Below are 25,186 nucleotides of genomic sequence, written 5' to 3' on the forward strand. Positions count from 1 at the left end.
CGCCCCGGTTCGTCCACGCGACGGCGTGACTGCGGTGCGTGTCCGCTCCTCGGCCGAAAGTCGCAGTTGCTTGCCTCAGGTCCCTACGCTCGGCCGACGTCACGGCACGGCGGACTTGGCCAAGATGTTCGGGGCCATGGATGGGCGGGAGCGATGTCAGCGAATGAACGGGGTGGGACCGTGACGGTGGACCAGGAGGCGGTGCCCGCGCAACGCGAGGCGGCGGTGCACCCCCGGAAAACCACGAGCCGAAGCCCGTGGCGGCCGCCGCCGTCGCGGACGGTGGTGGCCCGCAGCGTTCAGATCGTGGGTGCCTTCAGCGCGCTCACGGCGATCCTGCCGTCCTGGCACCAGCGGATGGCCGCGCTGGCCGACCTCATGCCGACCGCCGGGATGGTGACCGCGCGCGCCGGGGTCAGCGTCATCGGCCTGCTCCTGGTCTACCTGGGCAGCGGGCTGCGGCGCGGCAAGCGCCGGGCCTGGCAGCTCGCCACCGGCCTGTGCGCGCTCAGCGTGGTGCTGCACGTCGCCAAGGCGACCCCGGCCCCCGCGCTGCCCGCACTGGTCATCTTCGGCGTCCTCATCGTCGAACGGGACCGGTTCTACGCCCGCGGCGACGTGCGCAACCGGCGGCGTGCCCTGCGCGTGTGCGCCGGGTTCCTCGGCGCCGGGCTCGCGCTCGGCTTCGTCGAGATCGCGTTGCGCGCCGGTCAGCTGACCGTCCCCTCAGGACCGGGGCGGTGGCTGGAGCACGCCGCCCTCGGGATGATCGGCATCACCGGCCCGCTGCGCTTCCAGCACGAGGTGACCAACACCATGGTGGACGTCACCACCGGCGCGTTCGGGCTGCTGGCCTTCGGCGTCGCGGCGCTGGTGCTGCTGCGCCCGGGCACCAGGCGCGCCGGCTGGGCGAGCGGTGACGAGGACCAGGTCCGTTCCCTGCTCGACCGCTACGGCGACGGCGACTCCCTGGGCTACTTCGCGCTGCGCCGCGACAAGCTGTTCATCTGGGCGCCCTCGCGGCAGGCCGTGGTGGCGTACCGGGTGGTCAACGGCGTCAGCCTCGCCTCCGGTGACCCGCTGGGGGTCCCGTCGGCCTGGCCGGAGGCGATCGCCGCGTGGCTGGCCGACTGCGACGCCAACGGCTGGACACCGGCGGTGTTGGCCTGCGGCACCGCGGGCGGCAGCGCGTACCGCCGGTTCGGGCTGGACGCGCTGGAACTCGGCGACGAGGCCATCCTCGACGTCCCGGCGTTCAGCCTGCAGGGCCGGCCCATGCGTACGGTCCGGCAGGCGGTGGGCCGGGCCCGCCGCGCCGGCTACGTCTGCGAGGTGGTGCGCCAGCGGGACCTGGACGCCGCCGCGCTGGCCGAGGTCCGGCGCTGCGCCGTCGCGTTCCGCTGCGGTGGCACCGAACGCGGCTTCTCCATGGCGCTGTCCCGGCTGGGTGACCCGGCCGACGACGACTGCCTGCTCGTGCTGTGCCGCGACGCCGACGGGCGGCTGCTCGGGCTGTTGCAGTTCGTCCCCTGGGGACGGTCGGGGCTGTCGCTGGACCTCATGCGCGGCGACCGCAGCGCCGAGAACGGGCTCACCGAACTGATGATCGTCAGCGCGGTGGAGGCCGCCGCCGGGCTCGGCGTCACGCAGATCTCGCTGAACTTCGCGGTGCTGCGTTCCATCATCGCCCGCGCCGAGCAGCTCGGCGCGGGACCGGTCGTCCGGCTGTGGGCCCGGGTGCTGCGGGCGATGTCCGGCTTCTGGCAGATCGAATCGCTGTACCGGGCCAACGCCAAGTACCAGCCGCACTGGCAGCCCCGCTTCCTGTGCTTCCCGTCCGCACGGGACCTGCCCCGCATCGCGGTCGCCGCACTCAGCGCCGAGGCGTTCCTGCCCTCGGCCGGCACCCGGCGCGCCACGGAGCCCGACACGTGCGCCTGACCGGGATACCGCTGCTCGTGCTCGCCGGGGCGGCCACGCTGATCGCCGCCGCCGCCACGGTGTACGCCTGGCCGCGCGGCGGGCGCCTGCGGCGGGTGCTGACCCGTACGGTCGGTGTCGTCGTGGTGGAGGCCCTGCTGGTCTCCACGATCTTCCTGGGCGTGAACCGCGACCAGTCGTTCTATCCCAGCTGGGACGCGCTGGCGGGGGGCAGCGGGGCGGGGGACGCCACCCCGGCGGCCGCCCACCCGTCCGAACCGCCGCCGGTCACCGGGCGGTTCGGCCCGGCGGTCCGCGGATGGCACCTGGCCGAGCCGCCCACGGTCGTCACCCCGGCCGGGTACGCGGCGCGGCCCGGCACCACCTACCCGGTCATCGTCGTGCTCACCGCCGCGGCGCACCTGGCCGAGGCGCGAACGGCGGCGCAGCGCACGCCCGGCGTGGTGACGGTCCTGCTGGTACCGACCGCGCTCACCTCCGCCACCGCGCTGGCCAACCTCGCCGCCGAACTGCGCCGGGCGGCCCGGGCCGCCGATCAGGGCTGGGCGCTGGTCACCGACCCGCCGCACCAGGCGCTCGCGGGGCAGATGCGCGGCGCGGACCGCCACTTCGGAACGGCGTTCGGCGTCGTCGGCGCCAAGGGCTGGGCGGCCGCCCTCGCCGCCGCGGCCGAGCAGTTGCCCCATCCCCTAGCGTCGCCGCTGCGGCCATGAGGATCGACGATCCGGTCCTCGTCGCGCTGTGCGTGGTCGTGGTGCTGGCGGCAACCGTGGGCCTGGCCTGCCTGTGGGACCGGTGGCGCGTCCTCGGCCGGGCCGCGCTGGTGAGCGTGATCGTGCTGGCCATGGCCGCCACCTGCGCGGTGCAGCTCAACCAGCTCACCACCACGTACCCGACGTGGAATGCGCTGTTCGGCACCGCCTCGCAGAGCGAGGACCTGCCCGCCCCGCCCGCGCCCCGGCCCGGCGGCGGCCGGCTGCTGACCGTCACCGTGCCCGGCAAGGCCAGCGGGCTGACCATGCCGATGGCGGTGTACCTGCCCGCCGTCTACGACACTGCGGCGGGGGCGAAGCGGCGCTATCCGGTCATCGAGGCGTTCCACGGGTACCCCGGCTCGCCCGGCACCTGGATCGAGAAGATGGACGTGCTGTCCCGGCTGGATCAGGAGATGGCCTCGGGGCGGATGGCGCCGACCGTCGTGCTGTTCCCGTACCTGACGCCACGGCACTTCCTGGACACCGAGTGCACGAACCTGGTCGGCAGCGCGCAGTCCGAAACGTTTCTCACCACGGATGTGCCCGCGTACGCATCGGCCCACCTGCGGATCCGCACCGACCGCGCGGCGTGGGGGGCGATCGGCTTCTCGGCCGGCGGATTCTGCGCGATGAACCTGTCGCTGCGCCATCCCGACCGGTACGCGGCGGCGGCGTCGTTGTCCGGCAACGCGGGACCCGGCATCAGGGTCGGTGACGGCAGCGAGAACACCACCAACAACGTCGTGTGGCGCCTGCGGCACCTGCCCCAGCCGCCGGTGTCCTGGTATGTGGTGTGGTCCGTGGACGACCGGGCGTCGCGCGACGGATCGCGCGAGATCGTACGGTCGGTGCGGGCCCCGCTGGCGGTGACGCCGGTGGAGCTGCGCCACGGCGGGCACAATCACGCCTTCTGGCGTCGCGTCCAGGGCCCGGCCTTCGACTGGCTGTCGGCCCGGCTGGCCCGCGACATCCCGGACACGGGCCCGCGCGCACCGTACCCGTCCGCCTCCCCGCCGGCACCGTGGCCGTCCAGTCTCAGGCCGAGACCAGGGGAGCCCGGCGCTGGCCCGCCGCCGTCCGCAGCCCCGGCAGGCCGAGGGGCGGCGCCGTCCGCTCGGCGGCCTTCCGGGCCTCCGCGGGCGGGTCGGCCGCCGGGAGGGTGAAGGTGAACCGGGAGCCGCCGCCGGGATTGTCGTCCGCGGTGATGGTGCCGCCGTGGCGGGCGACGATGCGGTGGCAGATGGCCAGCCCGAGCCCCGTACCGGTGCAGCCCGCCCCCGCGTGGGCGCGGTGGAAGTTGTCGAAGACGGACCGCGCCCGCGTCGGCCCGCACGGCGTGGAGCCGGCCCAGGGCGACCTGCGGCACCGGCCGGTCGGCGGCGGCCGCTACCGCTGAGCGGCGGTTCCGGCGGCATGCGGGAGCCGGCCGAAGGTCGCCGGGAGCGCGGCGGGCACGGGCGGGACCGGCGTGGTGTGACGGACGTTACGCCGCCGGGCCAGCCACGCGATCACGGCCGCGTAGCCGAGCAGCACCGGCACGTCGATCACGACGTAGCGCCAGGGCATGTCGGCGGCGGTCTCGTCCACCCCGAACTCGCCGAAGGCGGCCGACACCAGGAAGGCCAGCAGGTTGTTCGCCAGGTGCAGGGCGATCGCCGCTTCCAGCCCGCCCGTGCGTACCGTCAGCCACCCCGCGACCAGGCCGAACAGGACCAGGTCGGCGAAGCCCCACGGGGTGCCCCAGCCGTGCAGCGCGGCGAACACGACGGCCTGCACGGTGATCGGCAGCCACGGGCGGCGGCACCACGCGCCGACGGCCTGCAGCAGCCAGCCCCGGGTGAGGTACTCCTCCGCGGCGACCTGCGGCGGCACCACGAGCAGCAGCACCAGCGCCGACCCCAGGAACGGTCCCCAGCCCGCCAGCTCGCCGGTCAGGTCGGTGTCCGCGCCGGTGACCGAATCGACGACCATGATCGTGCCGATGAACAGGGCGATCGCGACGCCCGCGACCGCCAGGCAGGTCAGCAGCCAGTCCAGCCGCAGCCGCCCGGTCACCGACGACAGCGTCCCGGCGGGACGCTCCTGGATCAGGCGGGCCGCCAGCAGGATGGCCGGGAGCAGCGCCGCGATCATCAGGCAGCTCACGGCGAGGTCGGCCAGCGCGCCGAACGTCGGCAACCCGTCCGGGCCGTCCGGGCGGCCCGCCACGACGGCCGCCGAGGTAACCACGGCGTAGCCGCCGAGGGCCAGCACGGTGGTGCCGACGACGATGAAGAGGGTGCCGAGCACCGTACGCCACCAGCGGTGCGCGGGGGTGCGGGCGAGGCGGTGATACGGGCTCAGCGGCTCCGCGACAGTCAGCATCCCGGCAGTGTGGCAGCGCGGGTACCCTGCCCGAATCCGCCCATGGCCGGAAATCGATCTGTGCCCGAGGTTATAGGTTCCCTGTCGTGACGAAGATCTGGCTGCTGCCCGCCGCGCTGTGCGTCGGCCAGCTCGCGCTGTGGCCCGGCCGCGCCGTCGGCTCGGTGGCGGCCGTCGCGGTGACCGCCACCGTGGTGCTGGTCGCGGCGGCGCTGGGCCTGCGGCGTACCCGGCCGGTGACGGCCGCGGTGGTGGTGGCCGCCGGGCTGACGCTGGCCACCTGGGTCGCACCGGCGGACCAGCAGCTGCTGGTCCCGGGCGACGCGCTGCTGGTGATCTCCGTGGCCGACCTCGTGGCACTGTTCAGCGTCGCCGCCCGCCGCGACGCGCGGACCACGGCGCTGGTCCTGTCCGGACTGCTGGTGTGGCAGGCCGGTCTTGTCGCCTGGCAGGACGGCTTGACCGGCGACTATCCGCTGGCACTGGTGACCCTGATCGTCGTGTACGGCATGGTGGCGGCGTTCGGCCGCATCCGGGGCCGCTGGAGCGGCGAGCGGGCGGCGGCCGCGCGGCGGCTGGCGCAGGCCCGGCAGGCGCACCGCGACGCGGCCGACGCCGAACGCCGCCGGCTGGCGCGCGAACTGCACGACGTGACCGCGCACCATCTGACCTCGATCGTCGTCAACGCGTCGGCCGCGCGGTTGCTCGAGGAACAACGACCGGAGCTGCGCGCCGAGGCGCTGGACTTCGCGGCGCGGACCGGTCACGACACCCTCACCGCGCTGCGCCAGCTCGTGGCGATCATGCCGGCGCCGCCGCGCGAGGCCGACCCCGCCGTGGGGCGCCTGGCGGATCTGGCCGACGACTTCCGCCAGCTCGGGCAGGTCGTGAGCGTCGAGGTGGCCACCGACCCGCCGCCCGCGCTGGCCGCGGCCGTCCACGGCATCACCCGCGAGGCACTCACCAACACCCTGCGCTACGCCCCGGGCGGCGCGGTCCGGATCGCCTTTTCGTACGGTGACGGCCAGGCCGAGCTGGTCGTCGACGACGACGGCGGTGGCGGCCACGGCACCGGCGCCGCCGCCGGGCTCGGTGGCGGGCGCGGCGTACACGGGATGCGCGAGCGGGCGCGCGCCCTCGGCGGGACCCTCGACGCCGGGCCCCGCGACGGCGGCGGATGGCGGGTACGGGCCGTGTTCCCGCTCGCCGTGACCGGGCCCGCGACCGCCGGCACGCCGCGGTCCGGCGCGCGATGGCGGCGCGTGTGGAGCTGGGTGGGTCGTCGGCTGCGCAGCCAGACGGTGCTCGACGCGGGCATCGTCCTGCTCGTCCTGGTATTGCCGCTGACCGGGCTCCTCACGACGGTCGAGGAGGAGGGCCTGTCCCCGGCGGCGGCGACGCTGGCCCTGCTGGCCCTGCTCGCCCACTCGGTGCCGCTGCTGTGGCGGCGCAGTCGTCCCTGGTGGGTGCTCGGCGCGGTCGCGGCCACCACCTGGCTGGGGCCGCTGCTGGCGGTCACCGGGGTGATGTCCGCCGACGGCGCCTGGTGGTCGCTGTTCGGCGGGGGAGCGGAACTGGCCGCCGTGTACGCGGTGGCGGCCTGGGGTGCGCGACCCGGCCTGACCTGGCTGGCCCCGATCGGCGGTGCGGCGGTGCTCGCCTTGGCGGTGGGCGTGCTGGCCGCCGTGAGCTCCACACCGGAGCTCGCCGCGGACCCGGACATTCCGAAGCAGGCGGTGGGGTTCACGGCGGTCATGTCGCAGATCCTGATCACGGCGCTGTTCGGGGCGCTGTACGTGCTGCCCATGGGCGCGTGCTGGCTGGCGGGCTGGGCGGCCCGGCGCCGCCGGTCCCAGCGGCACGCCCGGGAGGAGGGCGGGGTGGCGGCCGCGATGGCGCAGGCACAGATGCGGGCGTACGACGAGCGGGCCCGGATCGCGGCCGGGTTGCGCGACGCCGTGCTGCGGCACGCGGCCGAGGTGCCGCGGGCCGCGGAACGCGCCGACCTGGACGCGGTGGTGGGATCGGCCCGCCAGGCGCTGACCGCGATGCGGGGCCTGCTCGACGGCCTGGGCCGCGCCGGCGCCGCGCAGCAGCACGAGGAGGTGGCGTCATCGCGGTCCGCGTGATGGTCGTCGACGATCAGGTCATGGTCCGGGCCGGGCTGGCCGCGATCGTCGGCGCGCAGGACGACATGGCGGTGGTCGGGGAGGCCGGGGACGGCGCGTCGGCCCTCGCGCTGGCGGCCACGGCCCTGCCGGACGTGGTGCTGATGGACATCCGGATGCCCGGGATGGACGGGTTGACCACGACCGCCCGGCTCACCGCCGGCGAGCGCCCGCCGCGGGTGCTGGTGCTGACCACCTTCCACCAGGACGCGTACGTGTTCCAGGCGTTGCGGGCCGGGGCCTCGGGTTTCCTGCTCAAGGACGCGGAGCCCGGCGAGCTGGTGGCGGCGATCCGGGTGGTGGCGTCCGGGGAGGCGATGCTGAGCCCGGTGGTCACCCGGCGCCTCATCGACGCGTTCGCCACGGGCGCCCTGACCGCGGCACCGGAGACCGACCCGCGCCTGGACGCGCTGACGCCGCGCGAACGCGACGTGCTGGTCAGCCTCGCCCGGGGCCTGTCGAACGCCGAGATCGGCGCGACGCTGGGCATCGCGACCGGCACGGTGAAGGCCCACGTGTACGCGCTGCTGCCCAAACTGGGTGTCCGGGACCGCGTCCAGGCCACCATCGTCGCGTACGACCTGGGTCTGGTCCGGCCACGCTGACGCCGAGGGGCCGGGCACTCCCCGTGCGCGAAGCAGGTCAGGGGCGGGCGCCGGATCGGCCCGGCGCGGCCGGTCGGCGCATCCGCCGGAATCCGTCCAGCGGGCTGCCCGCGGGCGCGGGGCGTTCCCCGGTGACCTCCCAGCCGAGCCGCTCGTACAGCCGCTGGGCGCGGGGGTTGGCGAAGGACACGTCGAACTCGACCGTGGCCAGTCCCTGCGCGGGCGCCAGCGTCCGGGCGTGCGCCATCAGCGCCGACCCGTAGCCCCGGCTGCGTACGGCCGGGGCGACGCACAGGTTGGCGAGGAACAGGCTGTCCCGCCCGGGCGGGGCGAACAGGTGCGCCAGCGCGGCCGTCCGGCGCACCGCGCGGGCCAGGGCGCGCGGCCCCAGCACCGCCGCCGACCGCAGGGTGCGCAGGCTCAACCGCCGGTAGTCGCGGCCCGGGTACGCGGTGAGCGTCGCCACCACCCGCCCGTCGTCGGCCAGCGCGACGAGCTGGTGCGCGTGGCCGAAGATGCCCCTGCCGCGCAGGAAGTCCCGGCGCACCACCGCGGTCGCGCCGGCGCCGAAGGTCGCCGCGATGAGCTCGGGGGAGGAGTCGAGCATCAGCGGCACCACCGCGTCGACGTCGGCGGCCGTGGCCGCCCGGATCCGTGGGGGGTTCACCGCGCACCACCGGGCGCCGGTGCGCCGCCGCGGATGACCGCCGTGACCGCCGCGGGTGTCGGGTTGCGGATCACCGAACCCGCCAGCGTGTCACGCGTGGACGGATCGGGCAGCTCCGCCGCGACCGCCGCCAGCATCTCGATCATCGACAGGGAGTCGCCGCCGAGGGCGTGGAAGTCGGTGTCCGGCCCGATCAAGGTCCGGTCGACCCGCAGAATCCGGGCGAAGATCTGCGACACCCGCTCCTCGACCGTCCCGGGGGCGGGCCCGCCGGACGGGGGCGTCACGGCGCGCTGCGCGAACGGGTCGGGCAGCGCCCCGACGTCGATCTTCCCGTTGGTGGTCCGCGGCAGCTCGTCCACGGTGACGATCACGGCGGGCACCAGGTAGCGCGGCAGGCACCGCGCCAGGTGGTCGCGGACGTCCTGCTCGGACGCCACCGCACCGACCACGTACGCGCACAGCACGGGGTCGGTGCCGCGACGGGCGGCCCGCCCGGTCACCACCGCCCGAGCAATCCCCGGGTAGCTCTCCAGCGCCGCCGCGATCTCGGCCGGTTCGATCCGGTAACCCCGGATCTTGAGCTGGTCGTCGGTGCGGCCCAGGTACTCCAATTCGCCGTCCACCACCCGGGCCAGGTCACCGGTCCGGTACACCCGGGTCCCGTCGGCCAGCCGGACGAAGCGCTCGCCGTCGAGATCGGGGCGGCCCCGGTAGCCGCGCGCGAGCTGCTCACCGGCCAGGTGGAGCTCGCCGGTCTCACCGGGAGCGACGAAGCGCCCGTCGGCGTTGAGCAGGAACACCGACGTGTTGGCCACCGGCCGCCCGATCGGCACGGCGGCGCCGGTGTCGCGGTCGGGGTCGAACTCGTGCACGACGCAGCCGATGGTGGCCTCGGTCGGCCCGTACTCGTTGACGATCCGGCAGTGCGGTCCGAACGCGCGCAGCGCCGCCGCCGCGACCGCCGGGCGCAGCTGTTCGCCGCCGACGACCAGGACCCTGAACCCGGCCGGGGTCAGCCCCAGCCGCCCGATCAGGTCCAGGTGCGCCGGGGTGAGCTTGAGGGCGTTGGCGCCGGAGCGTTCCAGCATCTCCCGCAGGCTGACGTGGGTCGGCTCGTCGGGTACCAGCGCCACGCTGCCCCCGGCCAGCAGCGGCAGCAGCAGCGCCGTGCCGGTCAGGTCGAACGCCAGCGAGGTGAACAGCGCGAACCGGGTGCCGGTGTCCACCCGGTACTCCTCGCGGGCCCAGGTGACGTAGTTGACGAGGCTGCGGTGTTCGACCTGGACACCCTTGGGGCGCCCGGTCGAGCCGGAGGTGTAGATGACGTACGCGAGGTCGTCCGGCGTGGCCGCGTCGTCGGCGGGGGGCGCGCCGCCGGTCGGCAGGTCCTCCAGGATCAGGTGTTCGACGCCGACGCGTCCGGCGTGGCGGCGCCCGAGCAGGCACAGCGGCGCGCCCGCGTCGCGCAGCACGTGGCCGATCCGGCCGTCCGGGTGCTGCGGGTCCAGCGGCAGGTACGCCGCCCCTGCCTTGAGCACGCCGAGGATCGCCGCGACGGCCTCGACCGTACGGTCGGCCAGCAGCCCGACGACGTCGCCGCGACCCACGTCTCGCTCGCGCAGCGCGTGCGCCACCGCGTCCGCGCGGGCGTCCAGTTCGGCGTAGCTGACCTCGCCGAACGGCCCGGTCAGCGCGACGGCGCCCGGGGCGGCGGCGACCTGCCGGGCGAACAGGCCGGTCAGGGTCGCGCGGGGCACCGCGCGCCGGGTGTCGTTGCCCGCCCAGTGCCGGTGCGGCGACAGCGCGGCCTCGACCGCGTCCAGCAGCGCCTCGGCCCGCTCGGGTGTGCCGTGGTGGGCCACGGTCAGCTCGGTACGGCCCGGCGGCGCGGTCGCCACGATGGACAGCGGGGCCAGCGGCGCGTGGGTGGGCAGGGAGTAGACGGTCGAGGCGCGGAATCCGTCGGCGCTGAACTCGGCCGGATCGATCCGGCCGAGGTGGGACAGGATCGCCGTGCACAGGTGGCGGTCACCGGCCATCCGCAGGGAGCGGGCCAGCAGCCCCAGCGGTAGCCGGTAGGCGGCGCGTTCCGCCGCTCCGCCGGTGACCTCGCGCCGCTCGACGAGCGCGCGCAGGATCTGCTTGTGCAGGCTCTGCCACGTCTCGTCCGGGCCCGCGGTGAGGAACACCGGCAGGCTGAGATTGGCGGTGCTGCGCAACGCCGGGTCGTGCCGGCGCAGGTCGACGGGCACCAGGAAGCGGGACCGTCCGGCACCGGTGAACCCGGCCACCGCCGTGGCGAGCTTCGCGACCAGCCCAGGGTGGTTGCCGTCGACGCTGCGCCGCGCCCACCCCTGCCTGGCCGAGCTCTGCCCGGCCGGGCCCAGTCCGGCCGTGGCCGGCCCGGCCGCGTGGGGTGGTGCGGTCAGGGGGGAGCGCCAGCCGGCACTCATCCGGGGCCGCCGGCCGGGCGCGCCCAGCCGGTCGGCGAGGCCGAAGTCCGTGAGGATCGCGGGCGCACCCAGCGGCGGCTCACCGCGCAGCGCCCGGAACACGTCCGCCGCCCAGGTCAGCACGCCTCGGCCGTCCATCACCGCGTGGGACACCCGGAACATCACGGCGCCCTCGGCGACCACGACCTCGCAGGTCCGTTCCAGCGCGCTGGACGCCAGCGCCGGCCACAGCGCCACGGAGCCGGCCGCGGTGACCGGCGGGGCCTCGCCGGTGTCCACCCAGGTCCGGCCGTCCCGGGCCAGGCGGGCGCCGGGGCACGCGGCCGACGCCACCCGGACGGCCCGGGTGAGCGCGGCGGGATCGAGGTCGCCCTCGCCCTCGACGACGAGCTGGATCGCGAAGGGCGGCATGGTGCGCTGACCGGCCAGGTACAGCCATTCGGTCGGCGACACGGGCCGCTGGTAGCGGCTCACCGGACGTACCTGGTGAACGCGTCGACCCCGCCGATGCCGTCGACCCACTCGCGCAGCTGCCGCAGCCCGGTCGGCTGGTCGAGCAGCGGGGCATAGCCGAAGTCGCGTGCGGCGGCGCTGGTGTCGTACGTGCTCGACCGGGTCAGCAGCGCCACCGAGTAGCGCGACAGCGGCGGCGAGTACCGGTCGCGCAGGTACGGGACGCGCCACACCGTCTCGATCGTGGCGACCAGCGCGTCGCGCACCGCCGGTGGCACCCGGCGGGTCGGCGGTGCCGCGCCGAACATCGCGCCCACCTCGGCGATGAGTGCCCACACGTCGCTGACCTCCGCGTCGGCCACGAAGTACGCGCGCCCGCCGACCCGGTCGGAGCCCGCGGCCAGCAGGCAGGCGTGGGCCGCGTTGGTGGCGTGGCACAGCGAGGCCAGCACGGTGCGCCCGCCGGACAGGTCGGGCAGCCGTCCCGCCCGCAGCTTCGCGATCAGCCGGGGCATGAAGCCGTGCCAGTCCCGTGGCCCCCAGATGCCGCGCGGGCGCAGCGCACTGGTGGTGAACCCGGGTTCGTTCGCGGCCAGCACGAGGCGTTCCGCTGCCGCCTTGGTCTCCGAGTACAGGTTCAGGTACTTCGCCGGGTAGGGTGTGCTCTCGTCGATGCCCACCTGATCGGTGCCGTCCATCACCGCGCTGGGGCTGCTGACGAAGACGAACCGGGACACCCCGTTGGCGCGGGCCGCGGCCAGCAGCCGTTGCGTGCCGGCGACGTTGGTGTCGTGGAACTGCGCCGGGCTGCCGTGGTCGGTCACCCGGGCGGCCGAATGGATCACCACGTCGACCCCGGCCGTGGCCACGGCCAGCGACGCCGGGTCGGTCAGGTCGCCGCGGACCGGCTCGACCCGGTCGGCGCCGGCGTCCATCGACAGCGCCGCCGTGGGGCGCAGCAGCGCCCGGACGTCGTGGTCGGCCGCGACGGCCGCCTCGGCGATGTGCCCGCCGAGAAACCCGGAGGCACCGGTCACCAGGATTTTCATCGCGGTCCCCTCCAGCCGGTCGCGCCGGACCTGTTGGTCACCGCCATGGCAGTCCCTTCCACCAGGTCGCACCGAACACCATGGTCAGGGCGGCCGCCCGGGCCGGTGCGATGCCCGCGAACCGGGCCCGGCGCACCGCGACCGGGATCTGCAGGCCGTGCGCCACGAAGCTGAGCACGAGGTCGATGCCCCACAGCACCCACAGTGCCGGATGGGGCATCGGCCCGACCAGCCCGTACGCGAGGAAGGCCCAGCCGGCCAGCGGCACCAGCCGTGGCGCGAGCTCGCGCGGGCGGCGCGGCCGCAGCCGCCACGCGGCCCAGGCCGACAGGTACTCGCGGTTGATCTTCGCATTGTGCCGGATGTCGACCGGGAACGCCGGGTGGAACAGGAACTCGTCGAGCGGCTTGGTCACCGGCTGGCTGGCCGCGAGTTCGCGCAGCTCGTGGCGCAGCCGGTCGTGGTCGGTGACCCCGGGGCGCGGCTCGACGCACACCACCGGGCGCCCGCCCGCGTCGACCAGCGCGGTGCGGTACACCTGCGGGTGGGCGTTGAACACCCCCTCGACCTGGACGGTGTGCAGGTCACCGACCCGCTGGCTCTTGCGGCCGCAGAACCAGATCCGCCCGGCGTCGTCGATCCAGCCGAGGTCGCCGGTACGGTGCCAGCGCCGCTCCCCGTCGATGATCTTGGCGGCGGCGTCGGCCTCGGGCAGCCGGTGGTAGCGGGGGCTCACGGTCGGCCCGGCGATCGTGATCTCGCCGACCTCACCGGGCGCCGCCAGCAGGTCGTCACGCCACACCGGCAGCGGATCGTCGGTGACGCGCACGATGCGGACGTCCATTCCGTCCACCGGGCGGCCCACGCACGTGCCCGCCCCGGTCCGGCTGCCCTCGTGGGTGTCGCGCAGCATCTCCCGGGACTCGATGGAGGCGATCGGCAGCGCCTCGGTCGCCCCGTACGTGGTGTGCAACCGCAGGTCGTCGCGGTGCAGCGTCTGGACCACCTCGTCGGAGACCGGGGCGCCGCCGGCGACCAGGGTGCGCAGCGTCGGCAGCCGGCGGCCGGTGTCGCGCAGGTACCGGCCGAACGGGTCGAGCAGCGCCGGGGAGGCGAACATCCCGGTGACCCCGAAGCGTTCGATGGTGTCGGCGAGCGCCGCCGGGTCGGCGGCACCGACCCGGGTGGGGTCGACCGGTGCGAGCACGCACGTGGAGCCGATCAGCAGGTGCAGCACGCCGAACATCGGTGAGGTCACCAGCGCCACGTCGTCGCTCGACTGGTCGTGTACCGCGATGACCTGCTGGAGCATGGCCTCCAGCGCGCCGTGGGTGGACTCGACGCCCTTGGCGGGGCCGGTGCTGCCGGTGGTGAACCCGATCGTCAGCAGGTCGTCCGGGCCGGGCCGTTCGGTGGGCGCCGGGTGCGGACCTTCGAGGATCGTACGCAGCGTCGCCCCGCCCCAGAACCAGCGCCGCCCGGCGGTGACCAGGATCCGCACCCCCGCGAAGGCCCGCCGGTTGAACAGCCGCACCACGTGGGCGATCCCGACGCCGATGAACGCCTGCGCCCCGGCGCTGCGGTAGCAGTGCAGCATCCGGCGTACGCCCATGCCGGGGTCGACGACGACCGGCACCGCGCCGAGTTTGAGCAGCCCGAACAGCACCGGGTACAGCTCCAGCCCGGGCCGCAGCATCAGGACCGTCTTGGTGCCCTTGCCGATGCCCAGCGCCCGCAGCCCGGCGGCGTACGCGTCGGACTGCTCGTGCAGCTCGCGGAAGGTGAGCCGGCCGTGGCCGGGCCAGATGACCGCGTCGCGGGCGGAGTCGGCGTGGGCGGCCAGCCGGGCCGCCACGCCGGTCGTCGTCGCGAGCGCCATCAGCCGGCGCGGTGGTAGACCGAGCAGGCCACGGACAGTCCCGCCCCGGCGGCCACGAATAGCGCCTCCGGGTACGCGTCGGCCTGCCCCGCCTCGACGGCCTGGTGGTAGGCGAGGGTCAGCGCCGAGGTGTGCGGGTCGCCGTCGACGCCGTGCACGGTGACCACGGCGTCGGCCGGGACGCCCAGCCGTTGCGCCAGTTCGGCCGCGAACGACGGCGTCGGCTGGGAGGCGACCAGCAGCGTCCGGGACAGGTCGAGGCCCTGCTCGGCGGCGTACCGGCTCGCCTCGGCGGCGGCGAGCTCCACCAGCCGCCGCGCGTAGTCGGGGTCGCGGCGCACCCAGATCATCTCGCGTCCGTGGGTGCCGACCGCGCCGAGGTCCGCGTAGCCGCGCACCCCGGGCGCGTCGTCGGGGGCGGTCACGGTGCTGACCGGGCCGAAGCCGGTGCCCGCGTCGGCGGAACGCGACAGCAGCATCGCGGCGCCGACGTGCGCGTACCCGAAGTCGGGGTCGGGCCGGCCGGAGGGGTGGGTGTCGCCGGAGACGACCAGGGCGTACTCGGCGTCGCCGGCCAGGAACGCGCCCGCCACCTGGACCGCGTTGAGCAGCCCGCAGGCGCCGTTCATCAGGTCGAAGGAGAAGGCGGGGCTGCCCGAGCGCAGGTAGTCCAGGTTGGTGCCGACGTTCTTCTGGATCAGCGCGGACATGGCCGGTTCGGCCATGTTCTCGTCGCGGTACACGCCGACGTTGATGAGGACGTCGACCTGGTCGGGGTGGACCCCGGCCCGGTTCAGGCAGGCGGTGGCGGCGGCGGAGGCGCGTGCGATCGACCCGGACAGGTGCGGGTCGGTGCTCACCGCGGTGGAGGTGATGGCGGTGGGCATTGTTCAGACCTCCAGGGAGCTGATGGTGGCGGAGACGCAGCCGGTGACCACGCCGGAGGCGGCCGGTACGAGCAGGTACTTCGCGCCGGGCCGGGCGCGGCCGCTGCGCAGGTGGTCGTGCAGGACCACGAAGTGGGAGGTCGACGACGTGTTGCCGTACTTCTCGACCACGGACAGCGACTCGGGCATCGGCGTACCGAAGGCCTTCTCGCCGTGGTTGTTGACGTTGCGGATGAACTTGCTGCCGACCTGGTGGTGCACGACGTAGTCGTAGCCCTCCTCGGCGAAGGTGGTGCCGCGCTTGGCCAGGAAGTCGGTCTGGAACCGGCTCCACAACCGGGACCGGTCCTCCTTGTGCATCTGGTGATTGTCGGTGTAGAGCGCGATCCCTTGGTTACGATCGCTCGGCTTACCTATGCACAAGTGTGAATATTCAGAGCAGGTCATCAGTTCGACGTAGTGGATCCGGTCGGCCTCGGAGGTGGACTCGTCGAGGATCACCGCCGCGCCGGAGTCGCCGACGGTCAGCGAGCCGAACTGCGGGTCGTACAGCTCGCTGATCTCCTTGACCGCGGTCTCCGCGATCGCGGTGATCTGCTCGCCGCTGACCACCAGGCCGTTGCGGACCACGCCCGCCCGGATCATCCGGTCCAGCACCGCGACGCCGGTGAGCATCCCGGCGCAGGCGTTGGAGACGTCGAAGTGGATCGCCCGGGTGGCACCCAGCGACCGGGCGAGCTGATGGGCGAACGAGGGCTCGAACTGGAAGACACGGTCGCCGTGGTACCGGGTGATCGAGGCCGAGATGACGACGTCGAGGTCGGCGGCGGCGTACCGGGAGCGGGACAGGCAGTCCTGCGCCGCGCGCCGGGCCAGGACGAACGAGTCCTCCAGGGAGTCCGGGCGCTTGTCGTGGACGCGCCGCTCGGCGATCCCGGTGATCTGCTCCAGGTCGAACGGTGGCTGGTAGCTCATCTGCGCGACGAGCTCGCGCGTGGTGACGACGGTCGACGGCAGATACGCACCGATCGACTCGAACCGGGTGTGGGTCACCGGAACCTCCGGGGTGAGACGGGCCGGGGCGGCCACGCAGACAACACATCTAAGTAGACCGATTGATATAGTTTCGTCGTCGGGGGTGCTAGGCAAGTCAGTGAGAGGTGGGTCATGCCGAGGCCGAAGTCGGACACTCGGGCGCGAATCATCGCCAGTGCCCGGACGCTGTTGCGCCGCCACGGCTACCACGGCACCGGACTGACCCAGATCATTGAGCACAGTGGAGCGCCGCGGGGCTCGGTCTACTTTCTGTTTCCCGGAGGCAAGGAGGAGATCGCCGTGGCGGCGGTCGAGGACTGGGCGGTCGAGGTGGACCGGCTGATCCACGACCGGCTGGCCGACAGCACCAGCGCCCGGGGCTGGGCCATCTCGATGGTCGAGCACTTCGCCCAGGACCTGCGCGAGTCCGACTTCACCGAGGGTCTGCCGGTCACCACGATCACCCTGGACTCCGTGCCCGCCTCACCGGCGCTCAGCCGGGCCTGCCGTGCGGCGTACGACACCTGGCTGGCCTCGGTGACCCAGGGCCTGGTGTCCTTCGGCGCGCCCGCCCGCCGCGCCTCGGGGCTGGCCACCCTGATGCTGGCCAGCCTGGAAGGGGCGGCGGTGCTGTGCCGGGCCTACCGCACCACCGGCCCGCTGGATCAGGTCGCCCCCTACGTGCTCAGTCAGCTACCGGGGTAACCAGCCTGCGAGTTGAAACATGCTAAGTCTATAGGAATTGCGGTGAACTGCGTCACATCCATGGTGACCGGCCGCGGCATCCGCCCTACGTTGATTCCGGTGGATGGACGGGCGCCTCGACCGGCGCCCACCTCGTCCGCCGACCCGACCGGCGGAGATCCCGTCCGGCCCACCGAAGGGCGACGATGCGCAGCCGAACCGTTCCCGCGATCCTCGCCGGCATCCTGGCCGCCGGCGCGCTCACCGCCTGCCAGGGCGCCGAGAACCCGGCCGCCACGCCGTTCGACCCCGCGACCTGCCGCGGCGGCACGCTGTCCGTGCTCAACCAGGGCGGCATCAGCCACCTCGACCCGGCCCGGCTCTACACCTCCGGCGGCGGCAACATCCCGTCCCTGCTGTTCCGCACGCTCACCACCCGCAACCGGCTGCCCGGAGAGGCGGGCACCAGGCCCGCGCCGGATCTCGCCACCGACCTCGGCACCCCCTCCGACGGCGCCAGGACCTGGACGTACCGGCTGCGCGACGGCGTCTTCTTCGAGGACGGCACGCCGATCACCTCCGCCGACGTCAAGTACGGCATCGAACGCTCGTTCGCGCCGGAGCTGCCCGGCGGGGCGCCGTACCTGCGGGACTGGCTGGTGGGGGCGGCGGACTACCCGGGGCCGTACAAGCAGCCCGGCGGGCTCGCGGCGATCGAGACGCCCGACGCGAAGACGATCGTCTTCAAGCTGCGCAAACCCGAGGGGGACTTCCCCTTCCTGGCCACCGCCACCCAGTTCGCCCCGGTGCCCAGGGCGAAGGACTCCGGCACGGAGTACGAGAACCACCCGCTGTCCAGCGGACCGTACAAGGTGGAACGGTACGAGAAGAAGAAGACGCTCACCCTGGTGCGCAACACCCACTGGGGCAGCGACACCCTGCGCTACGCCTGCCCGGACCGGATCGAGGTGACCGCCGGGCTCGACCCGGCCGTCATCAACCAGCGCCTGGTCACCGGCGCCGGGCGCGACGCGTACGCCGTCACCACCGACGCCGTGGTCGGGCCCGAACAACTGGCCCAGCTCACGCCCGGCTCCGCGCTGGACAAGCGGGTCGCCCGGGGCGAGTTCCCGATGACCACCTACCTCGCGTTCAACACGACGAAGGCACCCTTCGACGACGTGCGGGTGCGCCAGGCCCTGTCGTACGCGGTCAACCGCACCTCGGTCGTCAACGCCCTCGGCGGCAGCGCGGTCGCCGGGCCCTCGACCACCTTCCTGCCGCCGCAGCCGGCACTGGGCTACCAGCCGTACGATCATTTCCCGGCCGGTCCGGGCGGCGACCCGGCCAAGGCCCGCGAGCTGCTGGCCGCCGCCGGACACGGCGGTGGACTCAGCATCGAGCTGGCCCACGAGAACGACGACGCGAACGGCCTCGGGCCCAAGGTGGCCGCCGCAATTCAGGACGCGTTCAAGCAGGCCGGCATCGCGGTGCGCCTGGTCGCCATCGACGGCGCGACGTACCGGGACGTCACCGGCAAGCCCGCCACCCAGCCCGCGCTGTCGCTGCAGAACTGGGGCGCCGACTGGCCGTCCGGCGGCCCGTTCCTCATTCCGATCTTCGACGGCCGGCAGATCGTCACGGCGGGCGGCAACTTCAACCTCGCCCAGTACAACGACCCCGAGGTCAACGCGGAGATCGACGCGATCAACGCGCTCACCGACCCGGCCGCGGCGGCCCCCCGCTGGGGCGCCCTCGACGCGAGGATCGGCAAGCTCGCCCTGGTCGTCCCGCTGACCCACGAGAAGGACGTCTACCTGTACGGCACGGGCGTCAAGAACGCGGTGCCCGACGGCTGGCGCGGCACCTACGACCTGGCCCGGATCTCCGTCAAGTGACCCGGGACTCCGGACTGGTCGCCGGGGCGTCGGTGGTGACGGTCATGGTCCTGGTAGCGCTGGCCGCGCCCGTGCTGACCGCCATCGAGGGACAGGACCCGACCACCTTCCACCCCGAGCTGCTCGACTCCGCCCGGGGCGGGGTGCCGGTGGTCGGCTTCAGCGCCGACCACTGGTTCGGCGTCGAGCCGGGCACCGGCCGGGACCTGTTCGCCCGCGTCGTGTACGGCGCGCGGGTGTCGCTCGGCGTGGCCGTCGGCGCCACCCTCGCCCAGGTGTCGATCGGTCTCGCGGTCGGTCTCGCCGCCGGGCTGGGCGGCCGCCGTCTCGACGCGGCGATCAGCCGCCTGGTCGACCTCGTCCTCGCGTTCCCCAGCCTGGTCCTAGCGATCGCCCTGCTGGCGATCGTGCCGCAGTCCTGGCCCCGCCCGGTGCTGCTCACCGGCGTCATCGCGATCCTCGGCTGGGGTGGCACGGCGCGCCTGACCCGGGGCGAGACGCTGTCGCTGCGCACCCGCGACTACGTGGCCGCCGCGCGGCTCTCCGGGGCCGGGCCGGCGCGGATCGCACGCCGCGAGCTGCTGCCCGGCCTGGCCGCGCCGGTGCTGACGTACGCGGCGCTGCTGCTGCCCGCCAACATGATCAGCGAGGCCGGGCTGTCGTTCCTGGGCGTCGGGGTCCGGCCGCCCACCCCGTCCTGGGGCCAGATGCTGTCCAGCGCGACCACCTGGTTCCGCGCCGACCCGGCGTACGTGCTGATTCCCGGTGTCCTGCTGCTCACCACCCTGATCGCGTTCGTGCTGGTGTCCGGTGGGGTGCGGCGCGTGCTCGACCCGCGGCAGACGGTGCCCGTACCGTGATCCGGCTGTTGCTGCGCCGCCTCGGCGGCGCCGTGCTGGTGCTGCTGGCCCTGTCCGCCGTCGTCTACGCGCTGTTCTACCTGGCCCCGGCCGACCCGGCCGTGCTCACCTGCGGCAAGGGGTGCACGCCGCAACGGCTCGCCGAGGTCCGCGCCGCGATGGGCCTCGACGAGAGCGTCGCCACCCAGTACGGCCACTTCCTGCGCGGCATCGTCGTGGGCCGCGACTATCCGGCGGGGCCGGACGTGCGGCACTGTCCCGCGCCGTGCCTCGGGTACTCCTTCGAGACCGACCAGCCGGTGACCGCGCTGCTGGCCGACCGGCTGCCGGTGTCCGCGTCGCTGGCGCTGGGCGCGCAGATCCTGTCACTGGTGGTCGGCGTCGGCGCGGGGCTGCTGCGGTCCCGGTTCGTCGACGCGCTGGTCCTCATCGGATACGCCACCCCGGTCTTCCTCGTCGGTCTCGTGCTGCTGCTGGTGTTCAGCGTGCAGTTGCGGTGGCTGCCGTTCCCGACCTACGTGCCGCTCACCGAGGACCCGCGCGGCTGGGCGCAGAACCTGCTGCTGCCGTGGACCGCGCTGGCGATCATCCAAGCCGCCACGTACGCCCGGCTCACCCGTGCCGGCGTCCAGGACGCCCTGGCCGAGGACCACATCCGCACCGCCCGCGCGTACGGCCTGCCGGAGCGGCGGATCCGCACCCGCCGGGCCCTGCGGGGGGCGCTGATCCCGGTGGTCACGCTGACCGCCCTCGACGTCGCCGCGATCATGACTGGGGCGGTGCTCACCGAGACCATGTTCGGGTTGCCCGGCGTCGGCCAGCTGCTGGTCGGGGCGGTCAACCAGATCGACCTGCCGGTCGTCGTCGGGGTGACGCTGCTGACCGGCGTCATCGTGGTGCTCGGCAACGCCGTCGCCGACGTGCTCTACGCCGCGGTCGATCCCCGGGTGCAGGCGCGGTGACGGGCCGGCCGGTGTTGTCCGTGCGGGATCTGCGGATCGCGTTCGGGGCGAGGGTTGCCGTGGACGGGCTCTCCTTCGAGATCGGGCCCGGGCGCTCGCTCGGCATCGTGGGCGAGTCGGGCTCCGGCAAGAGCGCCACCGCGCTGGCCCTGCTCGGGCTGCACCCGACCGCGACGGTCCAGGGACGGGTCACGTTCGAGGGAACCGAGCTGCTCACCGCGCGGCCGGACGTGCTGCGGCGGGTCCGCGGCGCCGGGATCGCCATGGTGTTCCAGGACCCGTTGTCCGCGCTCAGCCCGTTCCACACCGTCGGCGCCCAGATCGCCGAGGTGTACCGGCTGCACACGGGCGCCACCCGGCGGGCCGCCCGGCAGCGCGCGGTCGAGGTGCTCGACCAGGTGCACATCGCCGATCCGGTGCGGCGCGCCGCGCAGTATCCCCACCAGTTCTCCGGCGGCATGCGGCAGCGGGCGCTCATCGCGATGGCCCTGGCCTGCGGGCCCCGGCTGATCGTCGCCGACGAGCCCACCACCGCCCTCGACGTGACCGTCCAGGCCCAGATCCTCGACCTGCTCGAGGAGGTTCGCGCCACCACCGGCACGGCGCTGCTGCTGGTCAGCCATGATCTGGGGGTGATCGCGGGATCCTGTGACGAGGTGGTCGTGATGCGGGGCGGCAGCGCCGTCGAACACGGGCCGGTCGAGCGGGTGCTCGGTGCCCCGCAGGCGCCGTACACCAGACAACTGCTGGCCGCCGTGCCGCGCCTGGACGCGGCGCCGCGCACCGCCGGTGCGCCCGCCGGCGCCGCACTGCTGCGCCTGGTCGACGTGCGCCGCGACTTTCCGGGGCGGCGGCGTGGGCAGCAGGTCCGGGCGGTCGACGCGGTCACCCTCGACGTGCGGCGCGGCGAGACGCTCGGGATCGTGGGGGAGAGCGGCACCGGCAAGTCCACCCTGGCCCGGATGATGGTGGGCCTGCTGGCGCCCAGTTCCGGCACGGTCGAGTTCACCGGCCCGGGCCTACCGCAGATGGTGTTCCAGGACCCGCAGTCGTCGCTGAACCCGCGCCGTTCCGTCGGCGACAGCGTCGGCGGCGGGCGCCACCGCCGGGACCGCGTGGTGGACCTGCTGACCCGCGTCGGGCTCGCCGCCGCCGACTACGACCGGTACCCGCACGAGCTGTCCGGCGGCATGCGTCAGCGCGTGGCCATCGCGCGGGCGCTGGCCCCCCGGCCCGCGCTGCTGGTCTGCGACGAACCGGTCTCCTCCCTCGACGTCACCACGCAGGCGCAGGTGCTGGCGCTGCTGGCCGAGATCCAGCGGGAGTACGCGCTGACGATCGTGTTCGTCTCCCACGATCTCGCCGTCGTCCGCCAGGTCGCCGACCGGGTGGCCGTGCTGCGGCACGGAACAGTCGTGGAACTCGGCGACGTCGACGACGTGTACGCGCGGCCCGTCCACCCGTACACCCGGGAGCTGCTGGCGGCCGTGCCGGTCACCGATCCGGCGCAGGCCCGGCGCCGCCGCGCCGCGCGGCGCCTCGCCGCGGGGGCCGTACCGTGACGTGGTCGGCGGTTGCGCTGGCGGTCGCCGCCGGGGTGCTGATCTCCACGGTCACCACGCCGGTCGGGGTGTCCGGGGCGGTGTTCCTGCTGCCGGTGCAGCTGTCGGTGCTGGCCGTACCCAACCCGGCGGTCACCCCCACGAACCTGCTGTACAACGTCGTGTCCGGGCCCGGTGCGCTGTGGCGCTACCGCCGCCTCGGCACCCTGGCCGGGCCGCTGACCCGCCTGCTGCTGGCCGGGACCCTGCCCGGTGTGGTCCTCGGCGCGGTCATCCGGGTGTTCGCCGTGCCCGGGCCCCGGGTGTTCCGGGCCATCGTCGCCGTGCTGCTGCTCCCGCTCGGGCTCTGGCTGTGCGTCCGCGCGGTGCGGCCACCACCGGCGCCCGGCCCCGAGGGCCGGGGCGCTGCGCCGTCCGGCCGTACGATCACCGGGCTCGCCCTCGTCGTCGGCGTGGTGGGCGGGATCTACGGCATCGGCGGGGGTTCGCTGATCGGCCCGATCCTGGTGGGTCGCGGGATGCCGGTGACCCGAGTGGCGCCGGCCGCGCTGGCCGCGACGTTCGTCACCTCGGTCGCGGGCGTCGCCACCTACGGGCTGCTGGCCCTCGCCGCGCCGGGCGCGGTGGCGCCGCACTGGGGTGTCGGGCTGGCCTGCGGCCTCGGCGGCCTGATCGGCGGCTACCTCGGCGCCCGCCTCCAGCCGCACCTGCCCGAGCGGGGCCTGCGCCTGCTGCTCGGCGTGCTCGCCACCGGACTGGCCGTGCTCTACCTGTTCCAGGCCGCCGGATGACACCGCACCCGGGGCGTCACATCGGCCGGGGATCGAGCCGCCCCCGCGCGGGCACCGTGGTGGAATGTCCGTGCGCCCCGCAGCGCCGGCCCGACCAGTAGGAGGAACCCATGGGTGAGGTCACCGGATTCGCCGACATCCCGCCGACGACCCTCGCGGACGTGCTGAGCCGCGCACAGGTCATGGACATCGGGATCCGTCCGCTGTGGACGCCGGTGCCCCGGGTGGCCGGGCCCGCGTTCACGGTGCGGTGCCCGCCCGGCGACAACCTGATGCTGCACACGGCCATCTACCGGGCGGCGCCCGGCTCGGTCATCGTCGTCGAGTCCGGCGACGTGGACTTCGCGCTGGCCGGCGGCAACGTCTGTGCGGTCGCCCACCGGCGGGGGATCGCCGGCTTCGTGCTGGACGGGGTGGCCCGCGACCTGGCGGAGATCCGGGAGATGGGCTTTCCGGTGTTCGCCCGCGGAGTGATCCCGATCCCCGGCACCAAGGCGGCGGTCGAGCCGCTGAACACCCGGGTCCGCTGCGGCGGCGTCGAGGTCGCGCCGGGCGACATCGTGGTCGCCGACGAGGAGGGCGTCGTGGTCGTGCCGGGTGCCCGGGCCGACGAGGTGCGCGACGCCGCCGCGCGGAAGCTGGCCAAGGAGGCCGCCGAGTCGCTGGACGACTGGGAGGCCGCCCACCGCGCCCGGATCGGCAAGATCCTGGCGGAGGGCGGCTTCCCGGACTGAGCCGTCAGCGCAGCGGCGGGTCGGCCAGCCGTACCAGCTCGATGGCCTGCTGCGGGAACCACGCCCCGGCGGCCGGGTCGGCCTGGTCGCCCCGGGCCGGGTCCGTTCCGGTTCCGGTGCCGCGGTCGCACTGGCCGTCGGACTCACCCGGGACCTTGATCCACAGGTACGCGTCGATGAGCGGGTCGCCGGTCCGGGTGGTCGGTCGCGCGCCGAGGCCACGGTCCGGAGGGTTGCACCAGGTCATCGGGTCGGGCCAGGTGTTGCCCGCGGGCGGGGTCCAGGAGCCCTGGCCGTTGCGGCTGGTGTCGACGACGAAGTGGGTGAGCTGGTCCGCGGGCACGTCGCCGACGTTCGCGTCGTACCACTGGTCGCTGCGGGTCCAGGTGCTGAAGTCCTTCGGGTCGGCCGGGTGGTATTGGCTGGCGCAGTCGCGGTACCGGCCCAGCGTCGGTGCCTGCGTGCCGTAGTGGATGCACTTGGCGATCCAGGTGCCGTACTTCCGCAGCCGGGGGGTGGCCTCGAAGTTGGACACGTTGAGGAAGAAGCCGTCGGCGCGCAGCACACCGGCGCGGACCAGCCGGTCGGCGGCGTCGCCGGTGCTGAGCCAGTTGCTGTTGGTGCCGTCCAGGTAGACGCTGGTGCGCGGGAGCGCGGTGAACCTGTCGACCGCGTAGTTGAGCATCGTGAACCGGTCGCGCTGCGCGGTGGCCGGGTCGGCTTCGGCGGGCTTGCACCACTCCGGGTTGCCGTTGATGTCGGTGTACCAGGGGATGATGCCGAGGCTGTCGGGTTCGAGCATGACCTGGGCCCGGCTGTTGCCGAGCCCGGCGGCGAAGGCGTCGATCCACGCCTGGTACTCGGCGACGGTGCGGGCGCCGCCGGAGGAGTACGCGCCGCAGTCGCGGAAGGGGATGTGGTAGGCCACGAAGACGGGGACGCTGCGCGTCCGGGCGGCCTTGCGGACGTGGTCGCGGACGAGCCGGGTGAGTTCGGCGCCGGAGTACCGGGTCACCCATACCGCCTGCGGCGTGGTCACCATCGTGCGGAGCTTGTGTGCCAGCCCCCACCGCCCGTCCGCGACGAGCTGGTGGATCTGTTCGACCGCGCCCGGGTTCGGCGCGGGGACGTAGAACCGGGTGCGGTCCGGGACGTTGGCCCGCGCGGCGGCGGGTGGAGTCGCCGCGTGCGCGGGCGTGACGGTGAGCGGGACGACCGCCGCGAGGGCCGCGACGGCGGCGAGGGCGCGCACTCGGCGCCCGCGGCGGGTGAGGGACGGCGCCACTGTGTCGCTCCTCTGTGGTCGGCGGGGACGCCATGAGAGCGCTCCCACATGCTCCGTGTGAGCGTGCCCCCTCGTGTTAAGCCTGTCAATATCTGGAAACAGCCGAGTCCGTCGTGACTCCCCGGCCCGCGTAGCCCACCAGTGAGCCCCA

General features: G+C 74.4%; 20 protein-coding genes and 1 pseudogene. 12 read left to right on the forward strand and 9 right to left on the reverse strand.

Translation table 11 applies throughout. From position 1 onward, the window contains the following. Nucleotides 1-180 precede the first annotated feature (180 nt). The 3 genes from EV385_RS30605 to EV385_RS30615 all read left to right on the forward strand — a co-directional run bounded on the left by EV385_RS30605 (nucleotide 181) and on the right by EV385_RS30615 (nucleotide 3,859). Nucleotides 181-1,941 carry a phosphatidylglycerol lysyltransferase domain-containing protein gene (locus tag EV385_RS30605; RefSeq protein ID WP_242625164.1) on the forward strand — a complete coding sequence of 587 codons (1,761 nt, stop codon included), beginning with the start codon at nucleotides 181-183 and terminating at the stop codon, nucleotides 1,939-1,941. Then, nucleotides 1,932-2,654 (forward strand): hypothetical protein, encoded by a 723-nt coding sequence (locus EV385_RS30610; protein WP_130512595.1) that lies wholly within the window; start codon nucleotides 1,932-1,934, stop codon nucleotides 2,652-2,654. The genes EV385_RS30605 and EV385_RS30610 overlap by 10 nt, the downstream gene beginning before the upstream one ends. Before the next feature lie 311 nt (nucleotides 2,655-2,965). Beyond that, on the forward strand, nucleotides 2,966-3,859 hold the full coding sequence (locus EV385_RS30615; protein ID WP_423203140.1) for an alpha/beta hydrolase: 894 nt from the start codon (nucleotides 2,966-2,968) through the stop codon (nucleotides 3,857-3,859). Here EV385_RS30615 and EV385_RS36210 read toward each other — a convergent pair. Further along, nucleotides 3,834-4,007: pseudogene (locus EV385_RS36210) on the reverse strand (sensor histidine kinase); the annotation flags it as partial. The gene EV385_RS30615 and the pseudogene EV385_RS36210 sit on opposite strands and share 26 nt — an antisense overlap. 75 nt (nucleotides 4,008-4,082) lie before the next feature. Next, entirely contained in the window at nucleotides 4,083-5,060 is a 978-nt protein-coding gene (locus EV385_RS30625) for a CPBP family intramembrane glutamic endopeptidase (RefSeq protein WP_130512597.1), read from the reverse strand. Between the two features lie 86 nt (nucleotides 5,061-5,146). Between EV385_RS30625 and EV385_RS30630 the strand changes: the two genes are divergently transcribed. Next, nucleotides 5,147-7,189, forward strand: a complete 2,043-nt coding sequence (locus EV385_RS30630; RefSeq protein WP_130512598.1) for a sensor histidine kinase — start codon at nucleotides 5,147-5,149, stop codon at nucleotides 7,187-7,189. Next, nucleotides 7,189-7,833: a response regulator gene (locus tag EV385_RS30635; protein ID WP_130512599.1), complete on the forward strand. Its 645-nt coding sequence runs from the start codon at nucleotides 7,189-7,191 to the stop codon at nucleotides 7,831-7,833. The genes EV385_RS30630 and EV385_RS30635 overlap by 1 nt, the downstream gene beginning before the upstream one ends. Nucleotides 7,834-7,870: 37 nt before the next feature. Here the strand turns inward: EV385_RS30635 and EV385_RS30640 are convergent, their stop codons facing one another. Genes EV385_RS30640 through EV385_RS30665 form a run of 6 tightly spaced genes read right to left on the reverse strand, consistent with a single transcriptional unit; the run spans nucleotide 7,871 to nucleotide 16,277 of the window. Beyond that, nucleotides 7,871-8,500, reverse strand: a complete 630-nt coding sequence (locus EV385_RS30640; RefSeq protein ID WP_130512600.1) for a GNAT family N-acetyltransferase — start codon at nucleotides 8,498-8,500, stop codon at nucleotides 7,871-7,873. After that, nucleotides 8,497-11,430, reverse strand: a complete 2,934-nt coding sequence (locus EV385_RS30645; RefSeq protein WP_130512601.1) for a non-ribosomal peptide synthetase — start codon at nucleotides 11,428-11,430, stop codon at nucleotides 8,497-8,499. Before EV385_RS30645 ends, EV385_RS30640 begins: the two co-directional genes overlap by 4 nt. Beyond that, nucleotides 11,427-12,458: an NAD-dependent epimerase/dehydratase family protein gene (locus EV385_RS30650; RefSeq protein WP_130512602.1), complete on the reverse strand. Its 1,032-nt coding sequence runs from the start codon at nucleotides 12,456-12,458 to the stop codon at nucleotides 11,427-11,429. Before EV385_RS30650 ends, EV385_RS30645 begins: the two co-directional genes overlap by 4 nt. A 37-nt stretch (nucleotides 12,459-12,495) precedes the next feature. Further along, entirely contained in the window at nucleotides 12,496-14,337 is a 1,842-nt protein-coding gene (locus EV385_RS30655) for a fatty acid CoA ligase family protein (RefSeq protein WP_130512603.1), read from the reverse strand. Further along, complete coding sequence (locus EV385_RS30660; protein WP_130512604.1) at nucleotides 14,337-15,224, reverse strand: 3-oxoacyl-[acyl-carrier-protein] synthase III C-terminal domain-containing protein; 888 nt, start codon at nucleotides 15,222-15,224, stop codon at nucleotides 14,337-14,339. The genes EV385_RS30655 and EV385_RS30660 overlap by 1 nt, the downstream gene beginning before the upstream one ends. Nucleotides 15,225-15,227: 3 nt before the next feature. Further along, nucleotides 15,228-16,277, reverse strand: a complete 1,050-nt coding sequence (locus tag EV385_RS30665; RefSeq protein ID WP_242625165.1) for a 3-oxoacyl-ACP synthase III family protein — start codon at nucleotides 16,275-16,277, stop codon at nucleotides 15,228-15,230. Between the two features lie 114 nt (nucleotides 16,278-16,391). On the opposite strand from EV385_RS30665, the gene EV385_RS30670 reads away from it, so the two are divergent. From EV385_RS30670 to EV385_RS30700, 7 genes are all read left to right on the forward strand, one after another. Beyond that, entirely contained in the window at nucleotides 16,392-16,964 is a 573-nt protein-coding gene (locus EV385_RS30670; RefSeq protein WP_130512605.1) for a TetR/AcrR family transcriptional regulator, read from the forward strand. A gap of 185 nt (nucleotides 16,965-17,149) precedes the next feature. Further along, the gene (locus tag EV385_RS30675; RefSeq protein WP_130512606.1) at nucleotides 17,150-18,841 is read left to right on the forward strand and encodes an ABC transporter substrate-binding protein; all 1,692 of its coding nucleotides are present in this window, start codon (nucleotides 17,150-17,152) and stop codon (nucleotides 18,839-18,841) included. Continuing rightward, the gene (locus tag EV385_RS30680) at nucleotides 18,838-19,701 is read left to right on the forward strand and encodes an ABC transporter permease (protein ID WP_242625166.1); all 864 of its coding nucleotides are present in this window, start codon (nucleotides 18,838-18,840) and stop codon (nucleotides 19,699-19,701) included. Before EV385_RS30675 ends, EV385_RS30680 begins: the two co-directional genes overlap by 4 nt. Then, entirely contained in the window at nucleotides 19,698-20,663 is a 966-nt protein-coding gene (locus EV385_RS30685; RefSeq protein WP_130512607.1) for an ABC transporter permease, read from the forward strand. The genes EV385_RS30680 and EV385_RS30685 overlap by 4 nt, the downstream gene beginning before the upstream one ends. Nucleotides 20,664-20,683: 20 nt before the next feature. Beyond that, nucleotides 20,684-22,225 (forward strand): dipeptide ABC transporter ATP-binding protein, encoded by a 1,542-nt coding sequence (locus EV385_RS30690; RefSeq protein WP_242625167.1) that lies wholly within the window; start codon nucleotides 20,684-20,686, stop codon nucleotides 22,223-22,225. Further along, entirely contained in the window at nucleotides 22,222-23,016 is a 795-nt protein-coding gene (locus EV385_RS30695; RefSeq protein WP_130512608.1) for a sulfite exporter TauE/SafE family protein, read from the forward strand. Before EV385_RS30690 ends, EV385_RS30695 begins: the two co-directional genes overlap by 4 nt. 110 nt (nucleotides 23,017-23,126) lie before the next feature. Further along, complete coding sequence (locus tag EV385_RS30700; RefSeq protein WP_130512609.1) at nucleotides 23,127-23,750, forward strand: RraA family protein; 624 nt, start codon at nucleotides 23,127-23,129, stop codon at nucleotides 23,748-23,750. Nucleotides 23,751-23,754: 4 nt separating this feature from the next. Here EV385_RS30700 and EV385_RS30705 read toward each other — a convergent pair whose 3' ends face one another. Next, nucleotides 23,755-25,035, reverse strand: coding sequence for a glycoside hydrolase family 6 protein (locus EV385_RS30705; RefSeq protein WP_242625168.1), 1,281 nt, complete (start codon nucleotides 25,033-25,035; stop codon nucleotides 23,755-23,757). Nucleotides 25,036-25,186: the final 151 nt, after the last annotated feature.

The organism is Krasilnikovia cinnamomea, from assembly GCF_004217545.1.
GTDB classification, from domain to species: Bacteria; Actinomycetota; Actinomycetes; order Mycobacteriales; family Micromonosporaceae; genus Actinoplanes; species Actinoplanes cinnamomeus.